Annotated in this window: 11 protein-coding genes; 6 read left to right on the forward strand and 5 right to left on the reverse strand. The window is 43.8% G+C overall.

The features are described from left to right. The first annotated feature begins 35 nt into the window (after positions 1 to 35). The 3 genes from ACTIE0_RS18350 to ACTIE0_RS18360 all read left to right on the forward strand — a co-directional run bounded on the left by ACTIE0_RS18350 (position 36) and on the right by ACTIE0_RS18360 (position 3,001). The gene (locus tag ACTIE0_RS18350; protein ID WP_006620434.1) at positions 36 to 254 is read left to right on the forward strand and encodes a hypothetical protein; all 219 of its coding nucleotides are present in this window, start codon (positions 36 to 38) and stop codon (positions 252 to 254) included. Between the two features lie 104 nt (positions 255 to 358). Continuing rightward, positions 359 to 2,548: a CHASE2 domain-containing protein gene (locus tag ACTIE0_RS18355; protein ID WP_006669654.1), complete on the forward strand. Its 2,190-nt coding sequence runs from the start codon at positions 359 to 361 to the stop codon at positions 2,546 to 2,548. Between the two features lie 240 nt (positions 2,549 to 2,788). Then, entirely contained in the window at positions 2,789 to 3,001 is a 213-nt protein-coding gene (locus ACTIE0_RS18360) for a hypothetical protein (RefSeq protein ID WP_006669655.1), read from the forward strand. Here ACTIE0_RS18360 and aat read toward each other — a convergent pair. Further along, positions 2,998 to 3,576 carry a leucyl/phenylalanyl-tRNA--protein transferase gene (aat, locus tag ACTIE0_RS18365; RefSeq protein WP_006669656.1) on the reverse strand — a complete coding sequence of 193 codons (579 nt, stop codon included), beginning with the start codon at positions 3,574 to 3,576 and terminating at the stop codon, positions 2,998 to 3,000. The genes ACTIE0_RS18360 and aat overlap by 4 nt on opposite strands. An 86-nt stretch (positions 3,577 to 3,662) precedes the next feature. Here aat and ACTIE0_RS18370 point away from each other — a divergent pair, with 86 nt between their 5' ends. Both ACTIE0_RS18370 and ACTIE0_RS18375 read left to right on the forward strand, forming a co-directional pair. Then, complete coding sequence (locus ACTIE0_RS18370) at positions 3,663 to 4,118, forward strand: hypothetical protein (RefSeq protein ID WP_008049658.1); 456 nt, start codon at positions 3,663 to 3,665, stop codon at positions 4,116 to 4,118. Positions 4,119 to 4,149: 31 nt separating this feature from the next. After that, the gene (locus tag ACTIE0_RS18375) at positions 4,150 to 4,479 is read left to right on the forward strand and encodes a hypothetical protein (protein ID WP_006617915.1); all 330 of its coding nucleotides are present in this window, start codon (positions 4,150 to 4,152) and stop codon (positions 4,477 to 4,479) included. 54 nt (positions 4,480 to 4,533) lie between these two features. On the opposite strand, the gene rpsN is transcribed toward ACTIE0_RS18375, so the two are convergent. From rpsN to rseP, 3 genes are read right to left on the reverse strand one after another with little or no spacing between them, the layout of a single operon-like run. Next, on the reverse strand, positions 4,534 to 4,836 hold the full coding sequence (gene rpsN, locus ACTIE0_RS18380) for a 30S ribosomal protein S14 (RefSeq protein WP_006620429.1): 303 nt from the start codon (positions 4,834 to 4,836) through the stop codon (positions 4,534 to 4,536). 41 nt (positions 4,837 to 4,877) lie between these two features. Next, the gene (gene nth / locus ACTIE0_RS18385; RefSeq protein WP_006620428.1) at positions 4,878 to 5,531 is read right to left on the reverse strand and encodes an endonuclease III; all 654 of its coding nucleotides are present in this window, start codon (positions 5,529 to 5,531) and stop codon (positions 4,878 to 4,880) included. Between the two features lie 13 nt (positions 5,532 to 5,544). After that, a complete protein-coding gene (gene rseP / locus ACTIE0_RS18390) occupies positions 5,545 to 6,645 on the reverse strand; it encodes an RIP metalloprotease RseP (protein ID WP_006669657.1) in 1,101 nt (366 codons plus the stop codon). Positions 6,646 to 6,724: 79 nt separating this feature from the next. Here rseP and ACTIE0_RS18395 point away from each other — a divergent pair, with 79 nt between their 5' ends. Further along, on the forward strand, positions 6,725 to 7,540 hold the full coding sequence (locus tag ACTIE0_RS18395) for an HAD-IIB family hydrolase (RefSeq protein WP_006669658.1): 816 nt from the start codon (positions 6,725 to 6,727) through the stop codon (positions 7,538 to 7,540). On the opposite strand, the gene ACTIE0_RS18400 is transcribed toward ACTIE0_RS18395, so the two are convergent. Next, a complete protein-coding gene (locus ACTIE0_RS18400; protein WP_006669659.1) occupies positions 7,452 to 8,672 on the reverse strand; it encodes a DNA cytosine methyltransferase in 1,221 nt (406 codons plus the stop codon). The genes ACTIE0_RS18395 and ACTIE0_RS18400 overlap by 89 nt on opposite strands. Between the last annotated feature and the right edge of the window lie 1,112 nt (positions 8,673 to 9,784).

Genomic DNA, 9,784 nt, shown 5'->3' on the forward strand with positions numbered 1-9,784 from the left:
GCCGTGTGATGCGAAAGTATCAAGCACGGTTTTGAATGGGAGTTGGGGAAGGCGACTTCCCTTTCGACCCCTACCAGTGCGATCCACAGGGTCCTAACGCGCGACCACAACTGTGTCAACAAGCTGGAATTAATGCTTATCCGACTTGGGAAATTAACCAGAAATTCTACCAGGGACGGTTATCTTTACAAAAACTGGCGGAGTTGTCTGATTATCAAGACAGACAGGATTTTGCTAATTCTTCCTTTGATTAACTTTCACAGGTTCTGAGGTTGAGCGATCGCTCTCACCATAATTTGAACTGTCTATAATCAGGGTGGGTCTGAGTTCCATCACATTTGTAGGGATAAGCGATCGGATGTTCAGAATCTTACAGGGATTTAGTAAGTATCCTCAGCAGGCTTTAACTTCCCTAAAATTATGGTTTTTGGAACGTAAGCACATCTGGATTACCTCTTCTGGAGTGGCGGCGGCGGTGCTTCTGGTCAGGTTTTTAGGACTTCTACAAACCTCGGAATTAGCTGTTTTTGATGTGTTAGTCCGCGCTCGTCTCCCGGAATCTCCAGAAGACCGGATTGTGATTATTGGTATTGATGAACAGGATTTAAGAGAGTATGGGTTCCCCGTTTCTGATGCCATTTTAGCTGATTTATTATACATTATTAATGACGCAGAACCTAGGGCGATCGGTTTGGATTTATATCGGGGTATACCCATGGAACCCGGTCACGATGAATTTACCCAAGCCTTAACAAATATTCCTAATTTGATTGGTATTGAACTCCTGGAAACTCTTAAAGTCGCCGCCGTTCCACCTCCCCCGGCTTTGGCGGAAATAGGTATGATCGGATTTAATAACTTTGTCATTGACTCCGATGGTCGCATCCGTCGCAATTTATTATATGCTGGTAGTGATGATGGTCAGACTCGACGGAGTTTTGCGCTTCAGTTGGCTTTGATAGAACTGGAATATCATGGCATTTTTCCCACTTTAACTGATAATTATGAAGTGCAATTTAATGGGGTGGTTTTTCCGAAATTTCAACCCAATGATGGGCCTTATGTCCGCGCTGATAATGCTGGTTATCAAGTATTAGCTAATTTTCGCAATCCCGCTGTAGGTTTTAAAACCGTTTCCCTCAGAGATGTGTTGAATGGAGATGTCCCACCCTCTCTATTTCAAAATCGCATTGTCATGATTGGGTCTACGGCTTTTAGTGTCAAAGATTTTCACTTAACCCCCTACAGTAGCAGTCTATTTGAAGAACCTCGTTTTATTTATGGCGTGGAACTTCATGCTAATTTTCTCAGCCAAATTTTAACTACAATCCTAGAAGAACGTCCCCTAATGTCTAGTTGGTCAGAACCTGTAGAATGGCTCTGGATTATCTTCTGGTCTTGGGTCGGTGCTAGTTTGTCCTGGAAACTGCGATCGCCTTATCGTTCCATATTGATGATTATTTTACTTAGCGGCGGTATCTTTACAGGCGCTTATCTAGTGCTTTTAATGGGCTGGTGGATTCCCGTTGTACCACCTTTAATTACCCTGGGGGCTTCTGGTATTGTAGTCACCACTTACTTAGCACATATTCAAGAAGAATTTAAACGCTCAACCGATTTCCTTAATAGCATTATTAACACTATTCCTGACCCTATTTATGTCAAAACTAAAGACCATAAAAAAATGGTGGTTAATCAAGCCTATTCGCGATTGGTAGGCTTCCCGGTGGAGATGATTTTAAAGAAAAGTGACCATGATTTATTCCCGAAGAGGGAAGCGGATCTTTTTTATGAACAGGATGAACTGGCTTTTCAGACTAACTGGGAACAGGAAAATGAGGAAAAATTAACTGATGCTAGTGGCGTTAATCACTGGATTGCGACTAAGCGATCGCTTCATAAAGACGCAGCAGGTAATCTGTTTTTGGTTGGGATAATTCGCGATATTACCGAACGCAAAAAATCCGAAGAAACCCTCCGACAACTAGCCGAACAGCTGGAAAAATATAACGCTGAACTTCAGCAAAGGGCTGACCATGACCCCCTCACAGGTTTACCCAACCGCCAACTATTTGAGGAACGCCTCACCCAAGCCTTAATCTGGGCTGATACTAATCAAAAGTTTGTCGGGCTATTTTTTCTCGACCTTAACAATTTTAAACCTATTAATGACCAATACGGACACCATGTCGGGGATTTAGTGCTTAAACTGGTCGCCGAACGTTTGCGAGGCTGTTTACGCGCTAGTGACACTGTGAGTCGCCTTGGGGGTGATGAATTTACTATCATCCTACCAGGAATCCCTAGTCATGCTGATGCGGTCAGGGTGGCGGAAAAAATACTAGACCAGGTAACTCAAGAGTCAGAACTCGATAGCCATGTTATTACCATCGGTCTGAGTATCGGAATTAGCCTCTATCCCCTGGACAGTCAAGATTATGAAACTTTAGTTCAAAAAGCTGATGCGGCTATGTATCGCGCCAAAAGCCGACATCAGAACTCCTATGAGTTGACCCCCCCTGTACCTCCAAATATTACAGAAGCGTGACTTGTCTAAAAATACTTAGTGCTGTATATTAAATGGTGAGGGTCTATATCTGAAAACTTAACAATTCTTTACAAAAGCTAGATCCGTGGCAGGATACCACTTTAGAGATTGTGTGTTGGCTCACTAGCTCTTCGGAGAAAAATACATCCGTAAAATCACTGATATAATTAAGTGTAGACAGTAAAGGGAATCTATGAGCCGAGAATCAGGCGATTGAGTTCACAGAGGTTATGTTCCATTATGAGATGCTTACTCAAATTTACAACTGTCTTAGTTTTAGTCATCGGGTCTACGTTCAGCATAACCACTGTTGCTGAGGCTAGAAACTCGTCCCTTAGTGACGGTGAAGTTGTAGCAGCCTGCAATAATCCCTTTAATGCTTCAGCCTGTCAAGCCCAAGATCCTCCTGTTAACGATACTCCTAATTCAGGAGGAGGCGGCGGGGCTTATTAATCAAAAAAACACCTTTTTTTGAGGGCTTTTGACAGTAACTGATTATATTGTTTTTTACTGACAATAAAAGCCCCAAAACGCTCTAAATGAGGGTTATTCATTTGGGCATCAAATAGGCAAAATTCCCGTTTTTGCAGGTGTTCAACGAGCTTGACCATTGCTACTTTTGAGCCGTTAGGAATATTAAAGAACATAGACTCGCCGATAAAAGCGCCGCCGATCGCAATTCCCAAAATCCCCCCAGCGAGGCGATCGCCTTCCCAGGTCTCGAAACTATGAGCCCATCCCTGTCTATTCAATACTTGATAAATGCGCTTTAATTCCGCCGAAATCCAAGTATTTTCGCGGTCAGCGCAGCCTTCCACCACTGCATCAAAATCGCCGTTAATCGCGACTTGAAAGCGATTTTGATTAAGGAATCGTTGAAGCGATCGCGGATAGCGGAAACGTTCATCTAGGGGAATCAAGGCTCGTTGGTGGCTGCTGTACCATCCTAGGGAGTCTTCCCCATCATTTGCCATTAAGAAATAGCCTTGAGCATATCCTTCAATAATTGCTGATATATCATATTGCATATTCGCCGAAATGTGATAGAATGGTAAGTTAGTCTAAAATCAGCTTTTATTCATTCAATAATATGGTTAACAATCTTTCTTATCCGATGCTGGAGAATACTTTAAGCAAACTGTTAAATCAAACCGAAAAAGATTGGGGATATTTACGGATCCACAAAGTTGATAATGCTTACACTGTGAGAATGTGGGGTTCAACGGACACAATTTTACGGTTTCAGAGTAATGAAAATACTCGGTCCTATCGTCTATTTTGGTATCGTCGCCCCAAGCCATCAGTATCAATTCAGAGTCGCACCACCACCAATAAAGTTTTAGACCCCAAAACGAAGACCTATAAAGTCAAGAAGTATAAAACCTATCAAGTTTGCTGCAAAATCGAGGCTAACCAGGTAGAATCATCGATTAACCGCATATTTGCGGAAATGGTGAGAGTTCACCTAGTAGCATTGATCCAAGCTAGAATAGAGCAACTGGACCGAGATGATCAAACTGGGACAGAAAAAACCTTAGAGTCACCAGTTGTGACTGTCATTCAAAACTAACTGAAGCAAACACACTAGAGATAATATGATTATGGCTGAACCGCCCAAACCTATTACCCTACCCCCTGTTGAAAATCCCCTACAGGAAGGGGAGTGGCTGAAAAAGACGTTACATGACTGGCTCGATCGCGAATTTATACCGGAAGCGGTGAACGCCGAGATAGCGGAACGCGCCTCACAGATTTTCGTGCGCCAGCGCATAGAGGGGGAAAACGATCTAGGCTGCTTAGTGATCGCCATTGTGACGGAGATGGAATCATTCGACTTTTCCAAAACCTTTTTCGGTGAGTTTGCGATCGCCAATGCCGTCAGCGATTTACTATTACAGAGCCTAGGATACGAGCGTTGCTGCGGTCAGTAGTCAAGTGTTGATCGGGAATCGGGGAATTATCCCAACTCCCCATCGATACCGATCCTACCAGCTAGACTTAACCACACCGGGTAAAAGTCCCTGGTGAGCCATTTCTCGCAATTGGTTGCGGCACAAGCCAAAATCGCGGTAATATCCCCTAGGCCGTCCTGTTACCCAGCATCGATTCCGCAGACGGGTGCGAGAACTGTTGCGGGGTAGTTGCTGGATCTGGCGGTGAATAGTCATTTTTTGCGCCTGAGAAGTAGCACTGTCAAACTGTTCTTTCAGTTGTTGGCGCTTGTCGGAATATTTATCAACCAATTCTTTGCGCTTTTTATCACGCTCGATCATGCTTTTTTTAGCCATTTTTAGAGTTAACGCCTCCTAATCAAGTTTAGATAATCCTACTAGCCGATCTGTGCTGATGGGCATAAATCTGACAATTTGCAATTGTAACACGCCGGATTGCGGGCTGTACAGATCCCACGCCCATGATAAATCAATCGGATTGACCAATTTTCCCAATCTGGCTGAGGTAGAACCTGCATCAAATCCCGCTCAATGCGAACGGGGTCTTTATGCTGAGTCAATCCCAGCCGTTGACTGAGACGACGCACATGGGTATCAACAGTCACGCCCATATTAATCCCGTAAGCATTAGCCATGACCACATTAGCGGTTTTACGGGCTACTCCGGGTAATTCGAGCAATTGTTCCATGCGTTTAGGAACTTCCCCGCCGAATTTCTCAGCAATCATCCGGCTTGATTCTTTGATATGGCGAGCCTTGTTGCGATAAAATCCAGTCGATCGCACCAAAGTTTCCAGCTCTTGCAAATCCGCGGTCGCCAAAGAGAAAGCATCAGGAAAGCGCTTAAATAAAGCTGGTGTCACCTGATTAACCCGTTCATCAGTACATTGTGCTGAGAGGATAGTGGCTACCAATAGCTGTAAAGGTGTCTCATAGTTGAGAGTACAAGCGGCATCAGGATATAAACGCTTGAGACGCACAAGAACTTCTAGGGCGCGATGTCGGAGTTTATGGTGTTGGTGGCTGCTCATTTTTGGCTCAATCCTATTGGAGTAGCGATCGCACCCAACTGAGATCGGTTAAATTGGCAGTATCCCGAATAATCAGGAAAATACCCAACCCCAACAACAACATCAATCCGGTTTGCATGACGCTTTCTTGTACCCGTTGCGGTAAAGGTTTACCCCGTAGGGCTTCAATCAGCAGAAACGCCAACTGACCGCCATCAAGAGCCGGGAGAGGGAGGATGTTAATTATAGCGAGGTTGATGCTAATTAGGGCAGCAAATTGGAATAAATTACTAGCATCGGAACGGGCTATATTAGCACCGATCGCCACAATAGCGACGGGACCGGAAAGTTGGGGAGCTGTTTCCCGAAAATTATTAATCAGTTGGGAAAACCCCGCCAAAGTCAAGTTAAAAATCCGCTGAAATTCCTCAGCACCTTTGACAAACGCATCAATTATCCCATCAGCCTGATAACGGACAATTTGACCGTTAGGGCTTAGTTGTACTCCAATACGACCCTTACCATCGGAGCCTGGTTCTGGAGTCACTTCTACGGGGATAATGCGATCGCCCCGTTGAACTTCCATTTTTAGAGGTTGGTTAGGGTTAGACTGAATTACCTCAATCAAGCGGGTAATGGACTTAGACTCGGCTCCTAGTTCCTCTCCATTCACGGATATGATTAGATCATTATCCTCAATCCCAGCTTTCGCCGCCGCTGAACTAACATCACTGGCTACAGAGGGGACTCGGACACCCGGTTGATAGTCAAAGTCGGGAACGCCAATCATTCCTACCTGAACCACTAATAACAAGTAGGCAAAAATCAAGTTAGCAATTACACCCGCACTGATTACGATCGCCCTATCTAAAATTGGTCGATTGCTCAACAGGTTTGGGTCATCTTTGGGGATTTCACTATCGGGATCTTCATCGGGAAAGCCGACAAAACCCCCCAAGGGAAAGCCTCGCAGTGCATACTCAGTTTCTGGGCCTTGATATTTCCACAAAACGGGACCGAAGCCTATGGAGAATCGATTAACGTGGATATGTTGAAGTCGCGCCGCCATGAAGTGGCCAAGCTCATGAACGACGATTAAGATTCCAAGAACCGCGATCGCAGCCAAAACTGACATGAACAATTCCAAATATACTAACTACTAGGGTGATAATTTTGTCATTATATCACTGCTTTGGCTGTGTTGGGCTTGTGCTATGTTGCTAATTTTTACTGATTTAGACGGTACTCTACTAAATTCTGATGATTATGGCTACGATGGGGCTATAAGGGCGATCGCAGACCTCCAACAACAACAGATCCCGATTATCCCGGTCAGCAGCAAAACTCGCGCGGAGGTGGAGGTATTATCAACAGAAATCGGGTTGACGGATTCGTTTATTGTGGAAAACGGCAGTGCTATTTTTATTCCCCCACATCAAGATTATCTGTTTTCTGAGGAGATGAAAATTGCCGGAAAATACTATTTCAGGCAACGGGGATGTGTTTATGCACAAGTGCGCGACGGTTTGCGAGATTTGAGCGCGGCGATTGGTGAAGATTTGACGGGGTTCGGTGATTTGAATATTGCCGATATTATGCAGTTAACTGGTTTGTCGGAACCGGAAGCACAACGGGCAAAAAATCGAGAGTTTACTGAGCCTTTTATTACTCCTCACCATGTGGATCCGGAGAGGTTAGCACATCAGGTCAAAGCCCTGGGGTTTAATGTGGTGGTTGGCGATCGCTTTTCTCATTTAATTGGAGACCAGGCGGGAAAAGGTGGCGCGGTTCAATGGCTGGTTAATCGATATCAACAGGTTAATAGGGGGGAAAGTATTACGACTATTGGTTTGGGGAATAGTCCTAATGATTTGGCTATGTTGGAGGTGGTTGATATTCCGATTATTATACCCGGAATAAAAGGGGTACATCCTGGGTTGACTAATCAAGGCTGGAAAGTGGCTCCTTTTCCTGGTTCTGTGGGTTGGGGGGTGGCTGTGGCTGAGGAGGTGAAAGGGTTAAGCTACTGAGACTATTTGGGGAGTTGATGGCTGATTCAGAATTGGCTAATTTGAGGCGATCGCTAAGGGAAAGTTTCTGTAATTCCTGATTAAATTGATATAAATCTACGGGTTGATATGAGTTGTTAAATAGTGGGATTAATGCTTTGACTAATGCTACCATACCATCAGGAGGAACCGCGTTTCCAATTTGACGACGAACTTCGGTTACAGACCCTTCAAAGACAAAATCATCCGGGAAAGTCTGCAACCTCGCACGTTCCCGGTTAGTCAGCGATCGCGGTTCTTGATAATGATAACCCCAAGTTCCCCCACCACCCCCAGCGATAATAGTTGTGGAGGGTTGGTCTGGGTGGAGTCGTCGATATACATGACTAATCATTCCTTTGACATAGTATTCGCTATCTTGGGGAATATCTGTATAATTTCCCCCTGGTTTAATGCGCTTGATAATTTCGACGGTGCGAGAATGGATCCTTTGATGTTCATTATTATCAGCCACTTTTTCCACGTCTTTTAAGGCTTGTTTGGCGGTGAGATAGGGATAAAGGCGATCGCTTCCATATTCCGGGGAAGGATGAATAAAATTAAAGCCTGTATCCATTCTTACCCCCACAATTAAGACCCTTTCCCGATATTGGGGGACTCCATAATCGGCGAAATTGTACAGTTTTGGCTTGACCACATAACCCGGTTCTATGTTTTCAAAATCCGCAATAATTTTAGCGATCGCCTTATATTTATTCGCACTGAGTAAACCCTTGACATTTTCCGCAATGAATGCTTTAGGTTGGTGGTGACGAATAAACTCTAAAAAGTAGGTATAAAGATTTCCCCTGGTTCCGGTGAGTCCGGGACGCTTCCAAATCATCGAAAAATCTTGACAGGGAAAACCTCCGGTAATTAAGTCAGCTTGGGGAACTTTAGTGATCTCAATTTCTTGAATATTATCACAGGCGATATTCTCGGAAATATTCCGCCTAAAAGTCTGACAAGCCGCCTCATTACAATCAATCGCCCAAACCACTTGAAAACCCGCCCGATGAAATGGTAAATCCATTCCGCCACACCCAGAAAACAAGGAAATTAACTTAGGTCGATTTTGCCATTTAATCCCATTTAAAATATCTAAAATTGGCATTTTTTATTTAAACAAATTAATCATAAATTGATAGGATAACATTAAGGGTTAATTCCTGGCAAATTGAACGATACCAATACCAGGATAATAGGCATAATCATCTGCTATCAGTCCATTAATTCCTCCATTCTAGTATAGCAGTTCACTGTCACCTATTGACAGCACCAGTATTTTCCAGGTTTTCTGAGCCACCATCCATGTAAAATTTGTAAATACGCCAGCCACCAGACCTATCATCACTCCACCAGGGAAGAACTCCTTTTACATTTCTTAACTAGGCCAGGAGTGTTTCCATACTTGTTAATGTTCCCTTAATCAGGGGATGGGATCATTTATCCTGGCGAGTCTCAGAAATATATTGACAATCTTGCTCCTTGACGGGGGGCAGGAATTATTAAGATTATTGAAGCAAATTCAGGCTGTGATTTATAGCAATGTCAAAAAATATTAAATTTTCATGAATAAACTCCCAATCCTTTAAGCGGCGGATATAATGGTGTCAAGTCAGGGTTGCAGGAGGTCATATATATAGAGTTAATAGCTTTTCCCAAGCCATCTCAAATAGTCACTGAGTCTCGCAAAAAACATGATAGCCACAACCGTTATGGGAAAGCAGTTTTGAGGATTTAGCCCATCCGTAACCACTGAATTGAGGCCCGTCACTGTTGTAAATTTCATGCCAAGAGGCAGTGCTTATGTCTTGATAACTAGGCTACAGCCACAGAATCTCCGAACCAGGATGAAATCAGGATTTTCCTCTTCACTGTTGCCTTTAGCCTCTTCGTGGCAAGTATCGATATAAGAGGCGTTCTCTCCGTCTGTACCTATTCACTAGGAAATCATTTTCCCAGAAGAGATAACTCAGGAGTTAAATATAGAAAAAATTTGCCAGTTGACACTCAACGGATCTAATTGCCTGAAACTTTGAGCTTCGATGATTAGATCACCTGTGAAAATCACAAACATCCACCCTGATTGGGGGTGGCTTAGGTTTTTGTATTCGTTTAATGGAGAAGAAAAATGCCATATTATGACGAACCTAATGACTACTGGTACGAACCCAATGACACCATGGCAACTGCTTATGATTTGGGGGTAGTCTATTCTTGGTC

The organism is Limnospira sp. (genome assembly GCF_051859755.1).
In the GTDB taxonomy this organism is placed as follows: domain Bacteria; phylum Cyanobacteriota; class Cyanobacteriia; order Cyanobacteriales; family Microcoleaceae; genus Limnospira; species Limnospira fusiformis.